The 22,450-nt window shown below is 40.3% G+C and carries 21 protein-coding genes; 10 read left to right on the forward strand and 11 right to left on the reverse strand.

The window, feature by feature from the left end; genetic code table 11:
- The first annotated feature begins 31 nt into the window (after positions 1-31).
- Entirely contained in the window at positions 32-1,042 is a 1,011-nt protein-coding gene (locus tag AB4153_RS16280; protein WP_102529062.1) for an isocitrate dehydrogenase, read from the forward strand.
- A gap of 111 nt (positions 1,043-1,153) precedes the next feature.
- Here the strand turns inward: AB4153_RS16280 and rlmM are convergent, their stop codons facing one another.
- The 4 genes from rlmM to AB4153_RS16300 all read right to left on the reverse strand — a co-directional run bounded on the left by rlmM (position 1,154) and on the right by AB4153_RS16300 (position 4,602).
- Positions 1,154-2,248, reverse strand: a complete 1,095-nt coding sequence (rlmM, locus tag AB4153_RS16285; RefSeq protein WP_102529061.1) for a 23S rRNA (cytidine(2498)-2'-O)-methyltransferase RlmM — start codon at positions 2,246-2,248, stop codon at positions 1,154-1,156.
- Between the two features lie 224 nt (positions 2,249-2,472).
- Positions 2,473-2,853: a DUF423 domain-containing protein gene (locus AB4153_RS16290; RefSeq protein WP_102529060.1), complete on the reverse strand. Its 381-nt coding sequence runs from the start codon at positions 2,851-2,853 to the stop codon at positions 2,473-2,475.
- A 38-nt stretch (positions 2,854-2,891) separates the two neighbouring features.
- Positions 2,892-3,626 (reverse strand): alpha/beta family hydrolase, encoded by a 735-nt coding sequence (locus AB4153_RS16295; RefSeq protein ID WP_371998148.1) that lies wholly within the window; start codon positions 3,624-3,626, stop codon positions 2,892-2,894.
- 64 nt (positions 3,627-3,690) lie between these two features.
- Positions 3,691-4,602, reverse strand: coding sequence for a transcriptional regulator GcvA (locus AB4153_RS16300; RefSeq protein ID WP_102529058.1), 912 nt, complete (start codon positions 4,600-4,602; stop codon positions 3,691-3,693).
- 181 nt (positions 4,603-4,783) lie between these two features.
- On the opposite strand from AB4153_RS16300, the gene AB4153_RS16305 reads away from it, so the two are divergent.
- Positions 4,784-5,020, forward strand: a complete 237-nt coding sequence (locus tag AB4153_RS16305) for a hypothetical protein (protein WP_102529057.1) — start codon at positions 4,784-4,786, stop codon at positions 5,018-5,020.
- A 285-nt stretch (positions 5,021-5,305) separates the two neighbouring features.
- On the opposite strand, the gene thiI is transcribed toward AB4153_RS16305, so the two are convergent.
- The 3 genes from thiI to pomA form a co-directional block, all read right to left on the reverse strand.
- Positions 5,306-6,760 carry a tRNA uracil 4-sulfurtransferase ThiI gene (gene thiI, locus AB4153_RS16310; RefSeq protein WP_229369211.1) on the reverse strand — a complete coding sequence of 485 codons (1,455 nt, stop codon included), beginning with the start codon at positions 6,758-6,760 and terminating at the stop codon, positions 5,306-5,308.
- 382 nt (positions 6,761-7,142) lie between these two features.
- Complete coding sequence (locus tag AB4153_RS16315) at positions 7,143-8,078, reverse strand: flagellar motor protein MotB (RefSeq protein ID WP_303516985.1); 936 nt, start codon at positions 8,076-8,078, stop codon at positions 7,143-7,145.
- A gap of 3 nt (positions 8,079-8,081) precedes the next feature.
- Positions 8,082-8,849, reverse strand: a complete 768-nt coding sequence (gene pomA / locus AB4153_RS16320) for a flagellar motor protein PomA (RefSeq protein WP_102529054.1) — start codon at positions 8,847-8,849, stop codon at positions 8,082-8,084.
- Positions 8,850-9,265: 416 nt separating this feature from the next.
- Between pomA and xseB the strand changes: the two genes are divergently transcribed.
- Genes xseB through dxs form a run of 3 tightly spaced genes read left to right on the forward strand, consistent with a single transcriptional unit; the run spans position 9,266 to position 12,297 of the window.
- Complete coding sequence (xseB, locus tag AB4153_RS16325) at positions 9,266-9,502, forward strand: exodeoxyribonuclease VII small subunit (protein WP_102529053.1); 237 nt, start codon at positions 9,266-9,268, stop codon at positions 9,500-9,502.
- Entirely contained in the window at positions 9,503-10,384 is an 882-nt protein-coding gene (ispA, locus tag AB4153_RS16330; RefSeq protein WP_303516983.1) for a (2E,6E)-farnesyl diphosphate synthase, read from the forward strand.
- A gap of 20 nt (positions 10,385-10,404) precedes the next feature.
- Positions 10,405-12,297, forward strand: a complete 1,893-nt coding sequence (gene dxs / locus AB4153_RS16335; protein WP_102529051.1) for a 1-deoxy-D-xylulose-5-phosphate synthase — start codon at positions 10,405-10,407, stop codon at positions 12,295-12,297.
- Positions 12,298-12,540: 243 nt separating this feature from the next.
- Here the strand turns inward: dxs and grpE are convergent, their stop codons facing one another.
- Positions 12,541-13,158, reverse strand: coding sequence for a nucleotide exchange factor GrpE (gene grpE / locus AB4153_RS16340; RefSeq protein ID WP_303516981.1), 618 nt, complete (start codon positions 13,156-13,158; stop codon positions 12,541-12,543).
- Between the two features lie 98 nt (positions 13,159-13,256).
- Between grpE and nadK the strand changes: the two genes are divergently transcribed.
- The gene (gene nadK, locus AB4153_RS16345) at positions 13,257-14,135 is read left to right on the forward strand and encodes an NAD(+) kinase (RefSeq protein ID WP_102529049.1); all 879 of its coding nucleotides are present in this window, start codon (positions 13,257-13,259) and stop codon (positions 14,133-14,135) included.
- A gap of 149 nt (positions 14,136-14,284) precedes the next feature.
- Here the strand turns inward: nadK and AB4153_RS16350 are convergent, their stop codons facing one another.
- Together AB4153_RS16350 and AB4153_RS16355 are read right to left on the reverse strand one after the other, a co-directional pair.
- Positions 14,285-15,397, reverse strand: coding sequence for a CobW family GTP-binding protein (locus AB4153_RS16350; RefSeq protein WP_248955077.1), 1,113 nt, complete (start codon positions 15,395-15,397; stop codon positions 14,285-14,287).
- 50 nt (positions 15,398-15,447) lie between these two features.
- A complete protein-coding gene (locus AB4153_RS16355; protein WP_371998149.1) occupies positions 15,448-16,731 on the reverse strand; it encodes a DEAD/DEAH box helicase in 1,284 nt (427 codons plus the stop codon).
- Between the two features lie 265 nt (positions 16,732-16,996).
- Here AB4153_RS16355 and AB4153_RS16360 point away from each other — a divergent pair, with 265 nt between their 5' ends.
- The 4 genes from AB4153_RS16360 (at position 16,997) to AB4153_RS16375 (ending at position 21,783) form a co-directional block, all read left to right on the forward strand.
- Positions 16,997-17,614 carry a peptidylprolyl isomerase gene (locus tag AB4153_RS16360; RefSeq protein ID WP_102529046.1) on the forward strand — a complete coding sequence of 206 codons (618 nt, stop codon included), beginning with the start codon at positions 16,997-16,999 and terminating at the stop codon, positions 17,612-17,614.
- 276 nt (positions 17,615-17,890) lie between these two features.
- Positions 17,891-19,039: an L-threonine dehydrogenase gene (gene yiaY / locus AB4153_RS16365; protein ID WP_102529045.1), complete on the forward strand. Its 1,149-nt coding sequence runs from the start codon at positions 17,891-17,893 to the stop codon at positions 19,037-19,039.
- Between the two features lie 550 nt (positions 19,040-19,589).
- Complete coding sequence (locus AB4153_RS16370; protein WP_102529044.1) at positions 19,590-19,958, forward strand: cytoplasmic protein; 369 nt, start codon at positions 19,590-19,592, stop codon at positions 19,956-19,958.
- A 523-nt stretch (positions 19,959-20,481) separates the two neighbouring features.
- Complete coding sequence (locus tag AB4153_RS16375) at positions 20,482-21,783, forward strand: NAD(P)/FAD-dependent oxidoreductase (protein WP_102529043.1); 1,302 nt, start codon at positions 20,482-20,484, stop codon at positions 21,781-21,783.
- 116 nt (positions 21,784-21,899) lie between these two features.
- On the opposite strand, the gene AB4153_RS16380 is transcribed toward AB4153_RS16375, so the two are convergent.
- A complete protein-coding gene (locus AB4153_RS16380; RefSeq protein ID WP_102529042.1) occupies positions 21,900-22,268 on the reverse strand; it encodes a hotdog domain-containing protein in 369 nt (122 codons plus the stop codon).
- Positions 22,269-22,450: the final 182 nt, after the last annotated feature.

Here is a 22,450-nt window from a genome sequence, read left to right on the forward strand (position 1 = left end):
ATGCAGTAACCACTAAGTGGAAGGACTATCCATGCCAAAACGTACTATAACCGTAATCCCAGGTGACGGGATTGGACCAAGCATTATCGATTCCGCTTTAAAGATTCTCGACAAAGCTGGTTGCGACTTTGAATATGAATTTGCAGACGCCGGTTTAGCCGCACTAGAAAAGCAAGGTGAATTAGTACCACAGCGTACCTTAGACCTAATCGAAAAAAACCGTATTACATTGAAAGGACCTTTAACAACACCTGTTGGAGAAGGCTTCACTTCAATTAACGTGAGCTTACGTAAAAAATTCAGCCTATATGCAAACGTACGCCCAGTACTTTCATTTAACGGTACTCAAGCACGTTACGACAACATTGATATCATTACCGTTCGTGAGAACACGGAAGGTATGTACTCAGGTTTAGGTCAAAAAGTATCTGATGACGGCGCGACAGCAGAAGCCACCAGTATCATTACACGCCAAGGCGCTGAGCAAATCACAACATTTGCCTACGAACTAGCACGTAAAGAAAACCGTAAAAAAGTGACTATCGTTCATAAAGCTAACATCATGAAATCAACTTCAGGTTTATTCTTGAAAGTGGCACGTGAAGTAAGTGAACGTTACCCAGATATCGAAACAGAAGAAATGATTGTTGACGCAACTTGTATGAAGTTGGTTATGAATCCAGAAAATTTCGACGTTTTGGTCACCACTAACTTATTCGGCGATATCTTATCTGACTTATGTGCAGGTCTAGTCGGCGGTTTAGGCATGGCACCTGGTGCTAACATCGGTAAAGATGCTGCTATTTTCGAAGCTGTTCATGGTAGCGCACCTGATATCGCGGGTAAAAACTTAGCTAACCCAACGTCTGTAATTCTTGCTTCTATCCAGATGCTTGAATACTTAGGTATGGCTGACAAAGCTGAAATGATCCGCGCAGCAGTATCTGCAGTGATCGAAGAAGGCGACCGTACTACTCGTGATTTAGGCGGTACTCATGGTACTACTGACTTCACCCAAGCTGTTATTGACCGTTTAGGTTAATTTACCTGACAATCAGTCGGTAAATAATAAAAAAGCTTTAACAAAAAGCCCTTAGTGATTCACTAAGGGCTTTTTAATATCTATTTTTTACTCGCTATGCCTGTTTGCTACTTAATCGTGAAAATTCCAGGCTGTATTAGGCTTAACCCATAAATGTACCGTCACTTCATCACGGTCATGGTAAAGATGTTTACATTGGATTTTAAAGTCATCAATTTCATTTTCTTTTAAAATCACAGCCATGGTATCAAGAATTTGTTTAACTTCTTTATAGCGACTCTTCATTGGGAGTTTAAGGTTAAAGATAGCTTCTTTAAACCAACCATTAATGGCCCAAGCTTCCATTAACTCAGCAACACGTGATGGCTTTTCTACCATGTCACACACTAGCCAATAAATGTTCTTTCTTGGTGGCTCAAAACGAAAACCGTCAGCACGATAATGACGAACTTGTCCTGTATCCATTAGCTTTTGATCCATAGGTCCATTATCAACAGCTGCCACAAACATACCACGGCGAACTAGCTGATAAGTCCAGCCTCCTGGACAAGCGCCTAAATCAACAGAATGCAGGCCTGAACGACAACGTTGCTCTTGCTCTTCCTTTGTTAAGAAATGCCCAAAAGCTTCATCCAACTTTAAACTTGAACGACTTGGCGCATCTGCAGCCATTTTGAGGCGTGGAATACCCATAAAATGAGGCGAGCTGTTGTTCGTTAATGAATAACCCACATAAGCCTGACCTGGCGCCACAAAGCAAACATGAATAATCGGTCTTCTGTCATTTTCTTGAGCAAGTAATGAACCTGACTTTTTTAGCCCCTGGCGCAATGGCACTGTGAACTTACGACAGAATCCAGATAATTCTTTAGCTTCATTGGTATCAGGCGTTTCGACTCTTAATTCACCTGCTTTAGTGACACCTGACAATGCCGCCACAACGGGTGAAACACGGTCAGTTTCAGGCAAGCCCTTTAATAAGTCATTAGCTGCAAACATTTGTCTGGCAAAGACTAACGAGTTCAGTTCGATTTTCTTGGCTAGCTGCTCACCACCATCTTCTTCAAAGCATTGGTAAATAACATAGGCATCGTTGGTATTGGTTTTAACAAAACCACCAATATTCAAGTCAGCTGCTCGCTGTTGAATTTCTGCAGCACAATCTTTTTCATAACCTGCACGGCAGAACAAAAATAGGTTTTTCATGGTGAACCTTAAGCTTCAAAACGAGACTCAAGATTGAGTGTCGTTAGTCAGTACAATTAAAAATACAATATTGAGCTGCATTATACGCAACTTTATAGACACTGTGTGAATTGAAGATATAAAAAGCGAAAACAACAAAGCCGCAAAAAGTTGCCTTTGTGCGGCTCTGTAGCAATATTAATCATCAAACGATATTAAGCTGACGCTATTAATCCAAAGTGATTCTAGACTTTATCTTCATGCTTAAAGATAGCAAGCGCAAACAGTAACCAACCTAATAACATACAAAGGCCGCCCATTGGCGTTATCGGGCCAATCCATTTAGCCCCTGTGAATGCATAAACATATAACGAGCCAGAGAACAGTAATATCCCAACAAAGAATAGGCCTGCTGCCCAATTAAGTAATTTTGAAGATATCCAATGCCCAGCAAAAGCGACCGCAATAATCGCAAAGGTATGGTAGAAATGATAATCCACTCCCAGCTTAAAAATAGCCACAAGTTCAGGAGGAGCAATATTTTTAAGTCCATGAGCACCAAATGCGCCTAAACCAACCGCAAGAAAACCACTCAATGCAGCTAATAGTAACAAGCCTTTTTTCATTTCATTGCCTTTAAAAATTCAACTATCATCAAAAATTATTAAACGTGTAAATCGATAAACTGCTTACATTGCTCAACACAATCTTGCAGATTAGCCTCTAAAGTGGCACCTGACGACTTTCTTGGCTTAAAACTATGATCGCCATCAGTAATCCAGCCTAACTTAATGGCATCGCTTAGCGGCCAAAGTGGTATTTCAGTTTTGCCACCAAACTTATCACGCTCTCCCTGTAACACCATCACAGGCACTGAGGCATCATTTATCGGCGATAAACGGGGCTCTCCCCCTTTTAGCGGCACAAATGGATAACCTAAACACATTACTGCCTTGATTCGCTTTTTTACTTGCTTAAACTCAGGGTGGATTTCAACTTTGGCGATATCACTTAATTCAGGCGTTGTAATAATAGCTGACATTCTTCCCCCCATGGATTTCCCCATGAGGATAATATTTTCCGTAATTAAGTTGCCCTGTTTGATTTGATGTTCAATATCAACAAGCACTTGTTGATAGTAATTAAGTAACTTAGGCGCTCTATCGGGTGGTCTACGCTTACCGTCTTGCATGTTGGCTTGCATATATAAGAAGTTAAACCGTAAAACTTGCACGCCAGTTTGTGCAAGATCGTTTGCCACTTGCTCCATAAAATCGGAATGCATATTAGCGCCGGCGCCGTGGGCAAAAACCACCAAAGTTTTACTGGGCTTGCCCAATAAAATCGATTCAATGTCTATTTCAGGCGCTGGTGTTAGTCTATTTTCAAGTTTTTTCATTATTGGGCTTATCAGTAATCATGTAGACATAATATTAGGCGAAGCAAATTGCACCGCGCCGAGCTTAACCAGCAAGTAACTCACTACGTGATTCTTCGGCAAACATGTCAACCATCCACTCTCTAAACGCGGCAACTTTACCGAGTTCGGAATGATTTTGCTGACAAACCAAGTAGTAAGCATCTTTGCTCACTAATACTTCTGAGAAAGGACACACTAATCGCCCCGCCTTAATATCAGGTCGAGCAAGCACGCTATAACCTAATGCCACACCTTGCCCATGAGCTGCTGCTTGTAAAACCAATGACGAATGACTGAATATCGGCCCCGAGTTAACATTAATTTCACTAATCCCGCATTGTCTAAACCAAGCTTGCCAATCATGGCGACTTGAGTCATGCAATAAGGTGTGATTTTTTAAATCACTGGGTTTCTCTAATGGTTTAGGGCCATTGAGTAACAAGGGCGAACAAACTGGAATAAGCACTTCATTGCGTAACTTATCAGCGCGAAGTCCTGGCCAATTTCCTTGACCATAATAGATAGCAACATCGACGTCATCAGTTAATGAATCAGCTTCACTGTCTACGGCTTTAATCCGTACATCAATGTCTGGATTTTTTTCACTGAACTTTGCTAATCGAGGCACAAGCCATTGAATTGCAAAGCTTGGAGACATACTTACCGTTAATGAACCTATCGCACTTCTTGCTAAAAGGCGGTCCGTAGATTCCCCAAGTTGGATAAAGATATCTTTGATATCGAGAAAATAACTCTGGCCTTCTTCCGTTAATAATAACGAGCGGTTTTTACGGCGAAATAGTTTTAAACCTAAAAAATCTTCTAATGCTTTAATTTGATGACTCACCGCCGCTTGAGTCACAAAAAGTTCTTCTGCCGCACGAGTAAAACTCAAGTGTCTGGCAGCGGCTTCGAAAGCTTTGACCGCGTTCAAAGGTGGCAATCTTCTCGACATAGTGATCAATCTCTCGTTTTTTAATTAGTTTTTCTAATGATTATCGTTATTTTTTGTCGTTTGTAAAGAACACTGTATTCGTTTAAATTATAACCATTGAAATTTAGTGAGTTGGACAATCTCAATATGGAAAAGAGGGAGTGTCCGACAGTATGATTTGTCAGCCCGGAGGCGACCCTTTATGTTTAACTTAAAAAACCTAGCAACTGTAACTTTACTTTCTACTTTCGCTTTTGCAGCTAACGCTACTGATTCAACAATTGATATCAGCGACCTGCAAGCGTCAATGAACGCTGAATTTGAGCAAAGTATGACAGAAATGCAGAACAACGTTGATGTCGATGTTAAAAGCTCATTAGTTGCTGAGAAAGAAGATCAAACAACAGTGACCACAGCAGAAGTTCGCATTGCTGAATAATCTACTGTAAAAACAGATTCAAAAAAACCGCATTAGCCAAATTAATGGTGATGCGGTTTTTTTATGGCCATTTTTTATAGAAAACCACAATATGGGTTCAACTTAAAGTAGCTAACGGCAAACCTTGAGAATAGAAGATAAAAAAATAGCTAGCGGAATACACCACTAGCTATTATTTAATAAGTTTTAAACCGTTATTACTGCAATTTCAAGCCTCAACAATATCAAACCTCAGTAATATCAACGCGCCACAATATCTGTATCGCTTACCAAGATGTGTACTGCTTATGGGCGGTACACTTTCACGTTGCTATAACCTTGCTCTGTTAAGTAAAGCGCTTGCAGTTTACTCATTACACCGCGGTCACAATATAAAAGGTAAGTTTTCTCTTTATCTAAATCAGCAAACTGAGTCGCTAACTTAAAGAAAGGAATTTTTAAAATTTCAGTACCTTCGATACTCAGCGGGTTTTGCTCTTCTTCGTCTTGAGCACGGATATCAATAACGATATCACCATTATCAATTGCTTCAACGGTTTCTGTTTCACTGACCGTAGTCTCTACTTTTTCAGCGATTTGCTTAATATCGATAACCACGGCATCATTTACGACGCGATCAATTAAGTCTTCAGTAAATTTAAGCTCTTCTGCTTCAATCTTAGCTAGCACAGCTTTAACTGTTGGCTTTTGCGAAATAACGCCACAATATTCAGGTATTGCCTTAGCAAAATCTTCGGTACCAATTTTGCGGCTTTCGTTAATAATGTCTTGCTTATCCATTGTAATAAGCGGGCGCAAGATTAACAGATCAGTACAACGGTCAATTACGTTAAGATTAGTGAGAGTTTGGCTAGATACTTGACCTAAACTTTCGCCAGTCACTAATGCTTGGATACCATACTTGTCAGCAATTTTAGTTGCGGCGCGCATCATGACACGCTTTAAGATAACCCCCATTTGACCGTTATCGATTCTTTCTAAAATTTCTTCAACAACAGGTTCAAAAGGCACAGTGATAAAACGGACTTTGTGAGACTCACCGTATTTCTGCCATAGATGATAAGCAACCTGCTTCACACCGATTTCGTGTTGAGCGCCGCCCAAGTTAAAGAAGCAGTAATGGGTACGTGCACCTTTCTTAATAAATTGGTAGCTAGAAACACCTGAATCAAAACCACCAGAGATAAGTGATAACACGTCTTCTTGAGTGGCCATTGGGAATCCACCCAAACCTTCAATACGACGAACAACCATATACAGTTTCTCGTGATCAATTTCTAAATTGACTGTCATATCAGGATTTTTAAGCTTAACGCCTGCGGCTTCGGTGTGCTGATTTAATCCACCACCCACATAACGCTCAACCTCAATCGAATTAAAGTCATGCTTACCAGTACGTTTAACACGAACACAGAACGTTTTACCTGCCAACTCGTCTTTATAAACAGGTAGCACTTGCTGATAAATATCATCAATAGAATCGAAGCTGTATTCATCTACTTGAATAACATGGGCAATACCAGGAATACACTCTAGACGTGCAGAAATTGCATCAACTCTGGCTTGTTCATCGCTAGCTACGTGGATCATAATGCGATCCCATTGGCGCTGTACTCTTACGTCTTCATCAACTTTTTTAAGTACATTGCGAATGTTAGTTTCAAGGATTTTAGTAAAACGCATTCTAACGGTTTTACTTTTCATCATGATTTCTGGGTATAGCTTTACGATAAACTTCATTGGATTTCCGCGGGCATCTGATTCGGTATAAGCCTTATTAAGCAGTAATATTATCTCGGCAAAAAGACGCTTATGGCATTCATATTACTGACTAAAAAGGCATAAAAAACGATGACTGGACAGTGACCAGCCATTTAAGGGCGGGATTATAGCAAAAATTGACTATTAACCAAACACATTAAATAGCAATACCTAGACTAGAGCGCATTTGGGTTTATAAACTAGAAAACATAAAAAAAGCCGCGTTAATAAAAGTGAATCACAATTATTAAAACGGCCTTTTATAGTCTGCGTAAAACTCGTTTAAAATCATTTAAATCAACAAAAACGAACTCGAAAAATATCCGATTGTAAACTGATATAATTGATTAATCCGCGCCCTTTATTGCTGCGGGATAGCTTCAATTTCTCTCGACTCTTTTGCTTTACCTTGCTCAATAGAAATCTCAACGCGGCGATTTCTACTGCGATTTTGATTTGAGTCATTAGGGACTAGTGGCGAGTTTGATGCCATGCCAACCACTCTCATTCTCGCCTCATCAAAACCATTCACTTTAGCAAGTTCGTGAGCCACTGCAACTGCACGCTTACTCGATAAATCCCAGTTAGAACTATAAAGCTCATTACTGATATGCATGCCATCGGTATGTCCTGAGACAGTAATGATCCCCGGAACATCTTTGAGCAAGTCACCAATAGAGCGGACAACAGGTTTAAATCGCGGCTGTAAGAAACCAGAGCCTGAGGCAAATGAACCTTTCTCTCGAATTCGAATTATGATTTGTTGACCTAATGATTCGATTTCAATTGCACCATCAACAATCTCTTCGTTGAGTTTCTCGGCCATCTTTTTAACTTGATCGTTAATGTTTTCTTGCTCTGATGATGACTGAGATTCTTGTGCTTGAGCTTGCTGTTGTGCTGTAGCAGCTGCATTACCGCCTCTGTTTTCACCTTGTTGTTTTTGCACACCGCCCGCACTGGCATCATCACCCGCTTGATACTCAATGGTTTGTTGGGTCATTTCATTGGTTTGCTGATTAATAATTTCAATCGGTGTCGGATCAGGTTTACCAGGTCGAAATTCCAATGCGATGACTGACGTTCCTTTAGGAATATCTTTTACTTCCACTTTATTTTGTACGCCAAATGCGTACTTCATCGAGCCAGCGATTTGCTTGAACTTCATCACATCCATTTCAGAGAATGCTAGCAGTAGAACGAAGAAACACATCAACAACGACATTAGGTCAGCAAATGTCGCTAACCACAATGGCGCTCCGGGCGGTGGACAATCACACTTGGCCTTCTTAGCCATGAGTTATTCTCCGTCCGTTGTATCAATTTGACGTGATTTTTCAGATAAGTAGTTTTTAAGGAAACCTTCGATTACACGCGGGTTTTGGCCATCTTGAATCGCTAATACGGCATCCATAATCAAATTACGGTTGAGCAATTCTTCACTCATTCTTAATTGAAGTTTATCGGCAATCGGGATCGCAATCATGTTCGCAATTATCGCGCCATAAAGCGTTGTTAACAAAGCAACGGCCATTGATGGACCAATCGATTTAGGATCATCCATATTAGATAACATGGCAACGAGGCCAATCAAGGTACCGATCATCCCCATTGCTGGCGCAACATCACCTAGAGACTTAAATATACCAACACCGGTTTTATGACGTTCCTCAGTAAGTGCAATATCTTTTTCTAAGGCTTCACGAACCACATCGCCATCATGGCCATCGACCAACATATCAACGGCTTTCTGCATAAAGCTATTAGTGATTTGAGCCTCTTCTAATGCCAAAAATCCACCTTTACGGGCAGCATCAGCCATATTAACCGATTGTTCAATTAAATCTTCTGGCTTATCGATTTTAAACATAAAAGCTTTAGCGCCAATTTTAACAGCACCCAGAAACTGCTTTAAATTGTACTTCATCATTACAACGAACAATGAACCAATAAATACAATCATCACTGATGGCACATCAACAAATATTGAAATACCGCCACTGCTGACCATAGACCCAATAATAAAAGCAAAGGCTCCGATTAAACCTATTAGGGTTGCTAAATCCACAATGTCTCCTTGATTGCAGTCTTATAATGCTGCCTACTGATTAAAACCGTAAAATGGTTAACCGTCTTATCGATATTAATGTAACACCCTGAGTGTCAGTGATAATAGTTCAATTACTAAAAAAACACTCGATAGCCAGCATTCTTTAAAAAAATAGCCAGTGGTGTAAAAAAATCAATCAATTCCACGGTATAAAAAGCATTTTCAATATAACTTATGAATAATACTTGTCGATGAAGGAAACTGGCATTCGTTATAGTTATCGGTCAAACTTAGCCCAAGTTTAGAGTTATTTTACTCATTGTATAATTTTTCAGTCACAAAGCGTGCTATTGAGCAAATAAACTACGACTCAATTTGACCCTTAGCTCGCCCTGATATACTTTGTTCTGCGCACAACATAAGGAAACATTATTGTGGCAAAAAAACCTGAGAATCTTAGTTTTGAAGAGTCCTTATCGGAGCTTGAAAACATTGTTGCAGATCTTGAGCAAGGTGAAGTCACATTAGACAGTGCCCTCAAACAATTTGAGCGTGGAATAAAGTTGGTTCGCCAAAGCCAATCCAAGCTTGAACAAGCACAACAGAAAGTATCCATCTTATTAGATGAAGATGATACTAACCTGAGCCCATTTACCGTTGAAGGCGAATAAGTGTTAGCCCAAGCAATTGAAAAGTATCAACAACGCGTCGATAACGTTCTGAGAAATAAACTTGCAGAACTCGACGATAGTGCCCCTGAATTAAAAGCAGCGATGAGCCATGGGGCTTTATTAGGCGGCAAACGAATTCGCCCTTTTATGGTTTACAGCATTGGCGAAATGTTAGGCGCAGATTTAGCTTTACTAGATAATGCAGCTGCAGCCATCGAATGTATCCATGCTTACTCATTAATTCATGATGACTTACCAGCGATGGATGATGATGCCCTTCGCCGAGGCAAACCCACTGTTCATATCGCTTTTGATGAAGCCACAGCTATTCTTGCTGGTGATGCATTACAAACATTGGCTTTTGAGCTGATATGCCAGCCAAATGACAACATATCGGCGCAGCAACAATTAGCAATGGTCACCGCGTTAGCAAAAGCATCAGGTTATAGTGGTATGTGTGGCGGTCAAGCAATTGATCTCAGCTCAACAGACAAACGTATCAATCTTGAACAGTTAACCCAATTACATAATAAAAAAACCGGTGCGCTGATCAGCTGTGCTGCAGAGTTGGCTTTAATTGCTGCTAATGCAAGTCAAAAAGAACAACAGATTATTAGAGAGTTCGCCGCGAATATCGGCTTAGCTTTTCAAGTTCAAGATGACATTTTAGACATCACATCTAGCACAGAAGAGTTAGGTAAGCCCCAAGGCAGTGATGAAGAAGCGAACAAGAGTACTTTTCCTCGCTTACTTGGACTGCAAGGTGCAAATGAATGTGCCGAGCAACTAATTAACGATGCACTATCAGCGCTGGCAAATTTAACCTACAATAGCCAGTTAATTGCAGACTTCGCCCGCTATATCATTGCGCGAAGATTATAAAAGAGACAGTTTATCTCCTTATGAGTTTCGATAATTCTCAATTTCCGGTATTGGCACAAGCTAATACGCCTGAAGATTTAAAAAAGCTGCCTCAAGGCATGCTGCCACAACTGTCTGATGAGCTAAGACAATTCTTGCTAAAATCAGTCAGCAACTCGAGTGGCCATTTTGCTTCAGGCTTGGGTACTGTTGAATTAACAGTAGCGCTTCACTATGTCTACAACACGCCATTTGATCGCGTGGTTTGGGATGTAGGACATCAAGCTTACCCACATAAAATCTTAACGGGTCGTCGAGACCAGATGCACACTATTCGTCAAAAAAATGGATTGCATCCTTTCCCTTGGCGCGAAGAAAGTGAATATGACACATTCAGTGTTGGTCACTCTGGCACTTCTGTCAGTGCGGCATTAGCCATGGCTGTTGCTGCTGAAAAAGAGCAGAAAGATCGTAAAGTCGTTGCTGTTATCGGTGACGGTGCAATGACTGGCGGCATGGTATTTGAAGCCATGAACCACGCAGGTGACTTACACAATGACATGTTAGTTGTGTTAAATGACAACGAGATGTCAATCTCTGAAAACGTCGGTGCATTAAACAACCATTTAGCCCAATTGATGTCAGGCCGTTTTTACACCACCATTCGTGAAGGTAGTAAAAAAGTGCTTAAGGGCATGCCTGTCATCAAAGAAATGGCAAAGCGCACTGAAGAACACCTTAAAGGCATGGTTGTACCAGGGACTTTATTTGAAGAACTTGGCTTCAACTATATTGGCCCAATTGACGGTCATGATGTTGATTCTTTAGTTGAAACCTTACGCAATATGCGTGATCTTAAAGGACCACAAATATTACATATCATGACCAAGAAAGGTCGTGGTTATGAGCCAGCAGAGAAAGATCCTATTGGCTGGCACGCAGTACCCAAATTTGACCACACTCAGTTTAGAAAACCTAAAGCGAAACCTAGCTCACCGACCTTCTCACAAGTGTTTGGTAAGTGGCTTTGTGACGTAGCTAAGGAAGATGAAAAGCTGTTAGCCATTACACCTGCCATGCGTGAAGGTTCAGGAATGGTTGAGTTTTCTCAAAAATTCCCTAAACAATACTTTGATGCCGCGATTGCTGAGCAACATGCTGTTACCTTAGGTGCGGGATTTGCTTGTGAAGGCTTTAATGCTGTTGTGGCCATTTATTCTACCTTCTTGCAACGTGGTTATGACCAAATCATTCATGATGTGGCCTTACAACGTTTACCGGTATTATTCGCCATAGACCGTGGCGGTATCGTTGGCGCTGATGGCCCAACCCACCAAGGCGCATTTGATTTAAGTTTCTTACGCTGCGTACCTAACATGGTGATAATGGCACCGTCTGATGAAGATGAATGTCGTCAGATGCTATATACAGGTTATCGTTATAAAGCAGGTCCTACAGCTGTTCGTTACCCTCGCGGTAGTGCCACAGGTATCGAGCAAACTGAAGTGATGACTGAAATACCCATCGGTAAAGGTGTCATTAAACGACAAGGCGCTGATATTCAAAGCACAAGCAAGAAAAGCAGTATTGCCATTGTGAACTTCGGAACCACTTTAGCTGCTGCTCTTGAAGCTGCAGAAGCCTTAGATGCTACCGTTGCAGATATGCGCTTTGTTAAGCCTCTAGATGAAGCACTACTGGCTGAACTTGCCAATAGTCATGATATTATCGTCACGCTTGAAGAAAACGCCATTATGGGCGGTGCAGGTAGTGGTGTGATTGAAGCATTACAGAAAATGAAAATCATTAAGCCTGTGCTGCAAATCGGCCTGCCAGATGAGTTCATCAAACATGGTGCGCCTGATGAAATTATTCAAGAATTAAAGCTTGATGGCGCAGGCGTGCTAGAGCAGATTAAGCAATATATTGGCTAAGCTTCAATATTATTAGCAAAACACAAAAAAAGGACTGCCATTGCAGTCCTTTTTTATACTTGAGGTTTGATTAATATCTATTAACCACCATCAATTATTCAGCCTCAAGTTTAGGCATTATGATAATGCGTAAACTTGGGAGCCTAAGCGCTAAATCTAAGTGCTAAATCTAAGTACTAAATCTAAGTACTAAATCCAAGTACTAAATCTAAGTGCTAAACCTAAACGCTCAGTCTTAATGGCTTATGCTTGAGTATCTACGCTTGGTCCGCCTTGCGAAACCATAACCATAGCTGGACGCAATAAACGTGCGTTCAAGGTATAACCTTTTTGCATCACTAGCATCACTGTGTCTTTCGGGTATTCAGCACTTGGTTGCATACCAATAGCCTGATGATGCTCAGGATTAAATGCATCACCTAGTGGATTAACTTGTACCACGCCAAATTTCTCAACAGAACTTAAGAAACCTTTCATGGTTAAATCAACACCTTCAACAATCGCTTTCGTTGCTTCATCTTCAGGATTAACACCCGTTAACGCGCGCTCCATGTTGTCTAACACAGGTAAAAGCTCGTTAACAAACTTCTCTAAAGCGAAAGCACGTGCTTTTTCAACGTCTTTAGCTGCGCGAGTACGGATATTCGCCGTCTCTGCTGCTGCGCGAATTTCAACATCTTTACGCTCAGCTAAAGCTGCTTGTGACTCTGCAAGTTGTTGTTCTAATGCTTCAATTTTAAGATTAGCTTGAGTTAACTCATCAACTTCTTGTGCTGCTTCAGCTTCAACTTCTGTTTCAATTTCAGTGGTTGCTTCTGCATCAATTACTTCTTGATCTACTTTATTCGACTCGTTGCTCATTTTCACTCCAGCTAAAAATGCTTTGTTTCTGATTACTATGGGCATATTATGGGGATCAATTTCGTTGTTTCAAGCCTTTGAGCAAATCAAATACTAATATGACCAAAAAGTTTCAAACAATTGGCCTTATCGGCAAACCACATCATCAAGGAACAAACCTCACTTTGAAGCGTTTGCATCATTGGTTGTCTATGCAAGGCTTCGAGATATTAGCCGAAGAACGTGTCGCTTCTGAACTCAAAGTTGATATTGAATCCGTTGATTTAACTGAATTAGGTGAGCGCTGCGACTTGGCAATTGTTGTCGGTGGTGACGGTAATATGTTAGGTGCTGCAAGAGTACTAGCAAGATTTGATATTGCAGTTATTGGAGTTAACCGTGGCAATCTAGGTTTTTTGACTGATTTACCCCCAGATAATTTTGAAGAATCCTTATCTAAAGTGTTAGATGGTCAATACGATACTGAATACCGTTTTTTACTCGAAGCTGAAGTACATCGTCATGGCATGCTTAAAGCCAGCAATACCGCTGTCAATGAAGCCGTATTGCATCCAGGTAAAGTGGCGCACATGATCCAGTTTGAGGTCTATATTGACGACCAGTTCATGTATAGCCAACGTGCTGACGGAATGATTGTTTCAACCCCTACAGGTTCGACAGCTTACTCATTGTCAGCTGGCGGCTCTATTTTAACGCCAAACCTTCAAGCTCTTATTTTAGTGCCAATGTTTCCACATACACTGTCTTGTAGGCCTATTGTTGTCGATGCGAGTAGTACGATCAAGCTAGTGGTATCACCTGATAACGGTGAAAACTTAGAAGTCAGTTGTGACGGCCATGTGCACTTATCTGTACTGCCAGGTGATGAAATACTGATTAGTCGAAGTGAAGACAGATTAAGAATGATCCACCCGAAAGGCCATAATTACTTTAACGTGTTACGTGCAAAGTTGGGCTGGGGCAGCAAACTGTTTTAATCGATAGCGAGAAGTCACTGTTAGAAAGTGAGGTATCGATAATGGCCATGAGATTAACCTATATGGTTTATCTCATGGTTAATAGCCTTAAGGTGAATAGCCTTAAGCTTAAGGTCTGTAGCATCATCGGCATTAGCCTAATGACTTAACTACTCATCAAATAAGCAAGCCAGCAACGGCTCACTGAGCTTTGTGCCAGCTAATGGTTCCAATGCTATGATTTCTATTCGCGAATCCATAGCTTCATCCAACTCCATCACAGACAGTTTGCCATCAACCATATTAAAACCCGCGATACCCTCTTCAGTTATCATCACGGCTTTCAGTCGAACAATATCTTCAGCAATGAGTTGGTTAATCCAATCAATTAATTTATCAAAATCAAAACACAATCTAGGCTCAAATATCCAGCCCACACTATAAGCACCCTCACCTTGATTCTCTCTCATCCAATAGCCTTGCTGATTAAACTCAACAGCCTGAGCTTCGTTCTCTTTACCCGTTTCTGGAGCGAAGCCTTGGCTCAAGCTTTGACTGGCACCAAGACCAAAGCCTGTTGAAAAAATAGAACTTGTTTGGCTAGTCAAAGCAGGTTTTATCGAACGAGCGAAACTAGCACTTTGTTGCACCTTTTGTAACAGAGCTCGAGGCTGATTAAGTGACTCAAAGACTCGCGCAACCGCATTGTCATTCGTTGAATGAATCACTGATTTGGTATGGTTGAACTGCGATAAGAAATGCTCAAGGTTTACAAGCTCTTGTTGCTGATATAAATCCACTTTACTGGCATACACAAGATCAGCAATTTGGATTTGCTGGTTAAAGTTGTCATTTTCACTGTAGCGCTCATCTTGTATTTTACGTGCATCAACCACACATACTGTCTGGTTCACGTTCAGTACTTGTTGATTAAACTCATTAGTGAGCACTTTTAAAATTTCAGCTGGATGCCCCAACCCCGTTGGCTCAATGAATAAACGGTCTGGTTTAGCTTTTTGAATAAGCTGGTTAATCGCAACTTGAGTCGGAATACCCGCAGCACAGCATAAGCAACCACCAGCAACTTCTTTAATGACAATTTGCTTTGATGCATTTTTGCCACCAATTAAACCTGCATCAATACCAATTTCTCCAAACTCATTCACCAATACAGCCCAAGTTTCATTTTCAGGCTTCAACTTAAGCAGTGACAAAATAAGGCTGGTTTTACCGGCGCCTAAAAAGCCGGTAATAATATTAGTATTAATGGGTTTAAGGATCACTCTGATTCTTCCTTGTCAGCTTGTAATGAGGTGCTGTGGTGAGTTAAACGTTACTTCGCTTTTTTGGCGTATTTACCTTGCCTAGTTGGCTTTGATTTATCATTACCACGCGGGCCATTAGCTCTTTTATGTTTGAAGGACTTTTTAGGTTTTTCCGCTTCCACCTCACGATACCTTGCAGGTAATGGCGCGCCCGCTTCATAACCAGGATGTATCTGAACATCTATTTGAGTATTAATTAAAGACTCAATGTCACTTAATAAATCCATTTCATTTGGGGCAACTAATGATATCGCTTGACCCGTTAAGCCTGCACGGCCTGTTCGACCAATACGATGCACATAATCTTCAGGCTCTGGTGGCAACTCAAAATTAATCACTAATGGCAGTGCTTCGATATCCAAGCCTCTTGCTGCTAAATCGGTAGCAATCATGACCCTAAGTTTGCCCGACTTAAACTCTTCTAGTGCTCTGTTACGCGCCCCCTGAGTTTTGTCACCATGAAAAACCGCTGCTTTTATGCCATCTAACTTTAATTCTTTTAATAAGTGCTCAGCCGTTTCTTTCATGCTGGTAAATACCATCACTTGCTGCCAGTTATTACGGCCAATCAGCTCTGATAACAACTCAGCTTTACGTCTTTTGTCCACCTGAAATACAGATTGTGACACCGTTTCAGCCGTTGTTTGATTTGATACATGAACAAACTCAGGTTCATTAAGCATTTTTGCAGCTAAGCTTTTCACCGCTTCTGAATAGGTAGCCGAAAACATCATTGTTTGATGCTGGCGATTCACTAATCGCTTCACCTTTTCGATATCTTTAACAAACCCCAAATCCAACATGCGATCTGCTTCATCAATGACTAAATGTGTGACAAACGATAAATCCAAATCATGTTGACCAATGACGTCAAAAAGTCGACCTGGTGTCGCCACTAAAATATCAACACCTTTAGCTAACGCTTTACGTTGAGGATTGATACTTGCCCCGCCATAAACAGCCACGCTTTCAAAAGGTAAGAACTGCGCATAATTAACAATATTCTGTTCTATTTGAATCGCAAGTTCGCGTGTTGGGGTCATGATTAATACCCTAAGACGTTGCCAAGCAGTTTTATTGTCTTGGTCATCAAGCTGTTGCTCTAACAGTGATAAGAGCGGTAATGAGAAAGCTGCCGTCTTACCTGTACCTGTTTGGGCACTGGCTAAGATGTCTTTTCCATCAATGGCCAACGGCATCACAACTTGCTGTACAGGTGTCATGCTGTCATAACCACAAGCCTTTACTGCATCTAAAATAGGCTGTGAAAAGCCAATTGAATCAAAAGTCATATTTTTCTCTAATTTACACTACCAATAATGGCGTCATTGTAACGGCTATGGCCTAATTTGGCGATTTATTCACAGGCTTTATATTGTGATAAAGCTAATAACGCCATCGCAGAATTACACTTCATGGTTTGTTTATGTTGGGGGCTCATACTTTAAAAATCAGATATCAAAGTAACAGTTTGTATCTTTGGCTTTTTTCTGTTGCTTTCGATAAACCATTTAAGCAACATAAGCGCTACAAAAACAAAACAAACAAAGGCCAAAAATGAAGTTGTTGTACCCTCTAGCATTCGCACTCACGTTATCCGCTTGTGGCGGCAGTTCTGATTCAAGCTCTCCAGAACCAGTAGATCCTGTCCCGCCAGTTGAAGAGGCTGAATTACAAGCTGACATTTGCTATCTAATGTCAACGACATTAGGCGATATCACCTTAGCGATTGATACCACTAATACACCAATTACTGGGGAAAACTTCAAAAGTTATGTTGATGAGGAATATTACAGCGGCACCATTTTTCACCGCGTAATATACAACTTTGTATCCCAAGCTGGTGGATTTACCTCTGGGCTTGTTGCCAAGCCAGGCAATGATCCTATTGAGCTTGAAAGTAACACTGGATTAACCAATGCTCGCGGCACAATTGCGATGGCGAGAACGAATGTAGCCAATTCAGCGACCTCACAGTTTTACATCAACGCTTTAGACAATCCTCAACTTGATTACAGCAGCAGTAGCGCACCAGGGTATGCAGTATTTGGTCAAGTCGTCGCGGGAATGGAAGTAGTTGATCAAATCAATATTACTGATACAAGTGGAAATGACGTTCCCGATACCGAAATCATCATTAATAGCGTCACCGAATCGACTTGCCCTCAAGTGTAAACGTATTTTTTCTATAAAAATTTAGCGTTCAAACAGTCTTTAATGCCTATAACTAATTTAGTTATAGGCATTTTTATTTTCAGCTCAAATATGCTCTAGATCAAACCTAAACAGTAAAATCTGCGCCAAATCCCTCTTTGGTATTAAAACTACAAAACCGAACAAAACAAGTATGAATATATGATTTTCATCACAAACTGCAGCGCATTTGGTTGTTACTTTAACAACAGAAAAGAATTTTATATTTATTAATTTTAAGTACTAACGAGGTTTATCATGGCTACAAAATTTTTTATTCCAAGTGTCAATGTTATCGGTCAAGGTGGTGTAGATGAGGCCATTAATGACATTAAAACCTTAGGTTTTAAACGTGCATTAATCGTAACAGATACGCCTTTAGTCAAGATTGGCTTAGTCGAAAAAGTCACTAGTAAGTTAATTGAAAATGACATTGCTGTATTTGTATTTGATGGGGTACAACCTAACCCAACAACGGCCAATGTTGAAGCAGGCTTAAGTCTGTTAAAAGCACACGAATGTGACTTCGTTATTTCATTAGGCGGAGGCTCTCCTCATGACTGCGCCAAAGGCATCGCGTTAGTAGCCACCAATGGCGGTAATATCTGCGACTATGAAGGTTTAGACATGTCAGCTAAGCCACAAATGCCACTTGTTGCAATAAATACCACTGCCGGTACAGCAAGTGAGATGACGCGTTTTTGTATCATCACAGATGAAAAACGTCATATTAAAATGGCGATCGTCGATAAAAATACCACACCAATTTTATCAGTAAACGATCCTGAGTTAATGATTGAAAAGCCTGCTGCATTGACTGCTGCAACGGGAATGGATGCACTAACCCATGCGATTGAAGCCTACGTATCTATCGCTGCAACCCCAATCACCGATGCTTGCGCGATAAAGGCCATTGAATTAATTCAAGCAAACCTTATCAACGCTGTTGAACAAGGTGACAATATTGATGCCCGCGAACAAATGGCTTATGCACAATTTTTAGCTGGTATGGCATTTAATAATGCAAGTCTAGGCTATGTTCACGCCATGGCGCATCAGTTAGGCGGTTTTTACGATTTACCACATGGCGTTTGTAATGCGCTGTTACTGCCGCATGTACAAGCCTATAACGCTAAAATTGTGCCAGCTAAACTTAAAGATATTGGTAAAGCAATGGGAGTCGATGTTGCCCAGTTAACTGATGAGCAAGGCGCTGAAGCCGCAATTGATGCCATTCGAACCTTGTCTGTCGCTGTAAATATTCCAGCTAACTTGACTGAACTTGGCGTTAACCCAGAAGATATTCCAGTCCTTGCTGACAATGCGTTAAAAGATGCTTGTGGCTTTACCAATCCTAAACAAGCTACCCATGCTGAAATTTGCGAAATATTTACCAACGCACTATAAATAAGCAATAAGAGTCGCTTTCAAAAATGTTGTGAAATAGACAAATGTAAAAGTGACTAAATGTGAAAGTGACTAAAATTGTAAGTATTGCGTAATTGCATGAATTGGAAATGGCTATGCACATTTTATTCTACATGTGCATAGTGACCATTGTCTGTCTGTGATTTCGCGAATATTGAAATGCTTGTTTTGCTCTTATGTTTATAGCTCTTCTATGAATCACTCTTATGAGAATGACACTTACGTGAATGGCTCTCAAATGCTTGTCATTTTTAAAATGAGATATTATTGATTTTGTCATTATTACGGCTTGAAGCAAGCTAGGATAATCGAGAAATATTCATTTTGAGCATTATTTAGACAATAAAATACCCAACTATTTACAATACAAGCAGCCTTCACAAAAACAAATTAAGTCACTGATATAATTGAACAAAAAAAGTTAACAACATAACATTTGTTAACTAGATCTAACTTCTACAAATAACCATTGACCAAAGTTAAATTAGCGGTCTATGATGAATTACATTCTTAAAAAAGTAGGTAAGCTATGACAGCAATCACTCACGTGTATAACTACACGGTAAGATGTCCTCATTACAAAGAAAATGAACAACCAGCAAGCTGGTTGAATCATGTCGAAGTCAATCAATCTAGTGAAATCGCATTAAACAGAATCACAAAGTGGCATGATGAGCCAGGCACCAAAGCTTTTAAAAATGGCGAATTCATTGTAAGAAAATCTAATACTGATGATACTTACTACGCTATGCAAAGCGATCGAATGTTCAATAATGCTCACTCCTTAGTTACGTTTAAAGTATTCTTAGATAAATGTTGTCAGGATGCTGATCCTGAAAAAATTATTGCTCATCTAGTTGAAGACTATAATGGTCGCCTTGCTAAAGCACAGGCATAACATCTTCCATATACTGAATGACTAGAGCATAAAGCCTAAATCGATGCTGTAGTATCCATACCGACAAGTTTTTACTTGTCGGTTTGTTTTTGTAACATCCAATCCTGAATCATGTAAAAAGTGATCAATTTCGCATTTCTAAATTCTATTTTAATATTCGGTCACACTTTAACAATCTCAAAATGACATATTGTGACTGTTTAATATATAAACATCTCCATATAACTCTGAATCGCCACATAACATCAAATCCAGCTTCAGCTGAGTCAACTTACTGATGTATTTTTTAGTACTAACACTTTAATTACTTTTAGTGCAAACAGAATGGTTTCCTTTAGTGCAAGCACTATGGTTGTTGATTTTTTCGAGCGCATTAGCCACTTAAATCAAAACCACACTCAACGATGTATCCAGCCAATAATAGTTGACCATTTCAATAGAGGCCGAGTCAGAACTCGGTTTTAGTTCTTGGTATCAGAGTTTGCCCATTTTATTTTTAACCTTAAGTAAGGAGCATCAAGCGATGCAAGCAGTTCCAAATATCGTCATTATTGGCGGCGGCGCAGGTGGCATGGAAATCGCCACTAAGTTAGGCCGTAAAGTAGGTAAAAAAGGCAAAGCAAAAGTCACTTTAGTTGATTGCGCAGAAAGCCATGTTTGGAAACCATTGCTCCATGAAGTGGCAACTGGCGCGCTGGATATTGGTTTAGATGCGATAAGCTATCGCGGTCACGCATCTGATCACGGTTATCATTTTCAGCAAGGCGCAATGATTGATATTGACCGTGAAAACAAGCATATCATTCTTGCACCGATTAATGATGAAGACGGTCAAGAGCTACTGCCTGCGCGTAAAATCCCTTACGATTACGCTGTCATCGCCATTGGTAGTGTCGCAAATGACTTTAAAATCCCAGGTGTTAAAGAGCATAGTTTGTTCTTAGATAACACCGAGCAAGCGATGTCTATTCGTAAGATTCTCCTGAATAAATTCATGCGCTATGCCAGTCATCACCAATTGGATGAAAAGATTAAAATTGCAGTCGTGGGTGCGGGCGCAACTGGCGTAGAAATGTCAGCTGAAATGCACCACGCTGTAGAACAGCTCAGTGGCTTTGGCTATAAAATTGATACTAGTTTACTCGAAGTCACGTTAATTGAAGCTGATGAACGTATTCTGCCTAAAGTTGATAAAGTAGAAATTTCAAACTCTGTCACCCGTGAGCTTAAGCAACTGGGTGTTAATGTGATGACAAATACCCGTATCACAGAAGTTAGCCCTGAAGGACTTACCACCACAAGCGGTAATCTAATACCGTCTGACATGGTTATTTGGTCAACAGGGGTAAAAGCACCTGACTTTTTAAATAATATTGGTGGCCTTGAAAGCAACCAAATCAATCAAGTCATGGTTAAGCAAAATATGCAAACGACCCTTGATGATAATATTTTCTCCATTGGCGACTGCGCTGCATGTCCACAAGCTGACGGAAGCTGGGTGCCACCTCGTGGTCAATCAGCAAGACAAATGGCATTGATGACAGCAGATAATATTATCTTGATGCTTGAAGGCAAAGCACCAGCCAATGAGTACGTTTATAAAGATTTGGGCTCTTTAGTTAATTTATCTAAATTCCATACTGTAGGTAACTTAATGTCATTCATGGGAGGCGGTGTACTAGTAGAAGGTAAGATTGCGCGCTTTGTATATACTTCACTTTACCGTCGTCATTTGATTGAATTACATGGCGTAGTCAAAGGCACATTAATGATGCTAGCAAAAGGAATTGGACGCATTATTCATCCACATTTAAAACTACATTAAGCGTCAATGTGCATCTAAAATGAAAAAGCCAGCTTCAAACTTGTTGAAGCTGGCTTTTTATTTAGCTATACCAGTGTTTAGCAATGCTCAAGCGTTAATACTTTTTACATCCTTGATTAAGCAGCATTCGCTCTAACACCATGAGGTACAGGTAACCCTCTTTCGTTAATATTAACAAACACCACCTTATCAACAAAAGCCACTGGTGCATTATTAAAGCTATTTCGCACTTTACAACGTAACGTGATAGAACTTTGCCCTAGGCTTATCACTTCCATTCCAAATTCAATTACATCGCCAAGCTTTGCTGGACTCATAAAATTAATCTCAGAAACTAGTTTGGCCATTAGCAATTTACTGTGCATTTCACAGCGTGCAAAAAGAGATGTTTCTTCATTTAGCCAATTCAATAACTGGCCACAACAAAGATTTTTTTCAGAATTTAAATCAATAGGTTTTACAATATGACGGCTTGAATATTCCATTATATTGATCCTTACATTATGAATACCTCGAAAGAGGTAGCAAAAACAAAGCCAACATAGAAAGTCATTGAAAAATAAGCACAAATTAATTTACGGAGAGAAATGTAGAAGAATGACCTAACCAGAATACGGCAACAACTCAACTGAATGCACCAATTAAAAGCACGATGCAGCTTTCCTGC

This window comes from Shewanella sp. 10N.286.52.E4 (assembly GCF_041468785.1).
Taxonomy (GTDB): Bacteria; Pseudomonadota; Gammaproteobacteria; order Enterobacterales; family Shewanellaceae; genus Shewanella; species Shewanella electrodiphila.

What these genes read in the sequence shown, in the direction of transcription:
- AB4153_RS16355 (WP_371998149.1), bottom strand. Translation starts at nt 16,731, where the DNA reads ATGACTTTTGATTCAATTGGCTTTTCACAGCCTATTTTAGATGCAGTA.
- AB4153_RS16315 (WP_303516985.1), bottom strand. Translation starts at nt 8,078, where the DNA reads ATGGCTAAGAAGGCCAAGTGTGATTGTCCACCGCCCGGAGCGCCATTG.
- AB4153_RS16370 (WP_102529044.1), top strand. Translation starts at nt 19,590, where the DNA reads ATGACAGCAATCACTCACGTGTATAACTACACGGTAAGATGTCCTCAT.
- thiI (WP_229369211.1), bottom strand. Translation starts at nt 6,760, where the DNA reads ATGAAGTTTATCGTAAAGCTATACCCAGAAATCATGATGAAAAGTAAA.
- yiaY (WP_102529045.1), top strand. Translation starts at nt 17,891, where the DNA reads ATGGCTACAAAATTTTTTATTCCAAGTGTCAATGTTATCGGTCAAGGT.
- AB4153_RS16360 (WP_102529046.1), top strand. Translation starts at nt 16,997, where the DNA reads ATGAAGTTGTTGTACCCTCTAGCATTCGCACTCACGTTATCCGCTTGT.
- grpE (WP_303516981.1), bottom strand. Translation starts at nt 13,158, where the DNA reads ATGAGCAACGAGTCGAATAAAGTAGATCAAGAAGTAATTGATGCAGAA.
- AB4153_RS16280 (WP_102529062.1), top strand. Translation starts at nt 32, where the DNA reads ATGCCAAAACGTACTATAACCGTAATCCCAGGTGACGGGATTGGACCA.
- nadK (WP_102529049.1), top strand. Translation starts at nt 13,257, where the DNA reads ATGACCAAAAAGTTTCAAACAATTGGCCTTATCGGCAAACCACATCAT.
- AB4153_RS16305 (WP_102529057.1), top strand. Translation starts at nt 4,784, where the DNA reads ATGTTTAACTTAAAAAACCTAGCAACTGTAACTTTACTTTCTACTTTC.
- dxs (WP_102529051.1), top strand. Translation starts at nt 10,405, where the DNA reads ATGAGTTTCGATAATTCTCAATTTCCGGTATTGGCACAAGCTAATACG.
- AB4153_RS16375 (WP_102529043.1), top strand. Translation starts at nt 20,482, where the DNA reads ATGCAAGCAGTTCCAAATATCGTCATTATTGGCGGCGGCGCAGGTGGC.
- AB4153_RS16380 (WP_102529042.1), bottom strand. Translation starts at nt 22,268, where the DNA reads ATGGAATATTCAAGCCGTCATATTGTAAAACCTATTGATTTAAATTCT.
- AB4153_RS16300 (WP_102529058.1), bottom strand. Translation starts at nt 4,602, where the DNA reads ATGTCGAGAAGATTGCCACCTTTGAACGCGGTCAAAGCTTTCGAAGCC.
- AB4153_RS16295 (WP_371998148.1), bottom strand. Translation starts at nt 3,626, where the DNA reads ATGAAAAAACTTGAAAATAGACTAACACCAGCGCCTGAAATAGACATT.
- AB4153_RS16290 (WP_102529060.1), bottom strand. Translation starts at nt 2,853, where the DNA reads ATGAAAAAAGGCTTGTTACTATTAGCTGCATTGAGTGGTTTTCTTGCG.
- rlmM (WP_102529061.1), bottom strand. Translation starts at nt 2,248, where the DNA reads ATGAAAAACCTATTTTTGTTCTGCCGTGCAGGTTATGAAAAAGATTGT.